This is a genomic window from Pantoea sp. GbtcB22, assembly GCF_019091025.1.
In the GTDB taxonomy this organism is placed as follows: Bacteria; Pseudomonadota; Gammaproteobacteria; order Enterobacterales; family Enterobacteriaceae; genus Pantoea; species Pantoea leporis.
Window position 1 is genome coordinate 1 of record NZ_JAGXKB010000900.1, and the last position, 235, is coordinate 235.

At 48.1% G+C, this 235-nt stretch carries 1 pseudogene; it reads left to right on the forward strand.

Going from position 1 to position 235, the window contains the following annotated elements:
- A pseudogene (locus KVT28_RS26995) lies at positions 1–229 on the forward strand (DUF3141 domain-containing protein); the annotation flags it as partial.
- Positions 230–235: the final 6 nt, after the last annotated feature.

The window sequence follows — 235 nt, forward strand, 5'->3', positions numbered from 1 at the left end:
ATTAATGCAGACGCTTGGGCACAAAGGAGAAAGCTATCAGCGTGGGCTGCTTTATTTGGATGTCATTGCAGGTTCTGCAGAAGAAAATTTTTTTCGGGCACATGGCTACCGCTATTTAGGGGAATTGCCCGACTATGCATTATGTGCGGATGGGCATCCTCATCCCCGCCCGCTTTACTATAAAAATCTCCGTACCAGCCCACCAGAAAATGTAGCGACAAGCTACTGACCGACA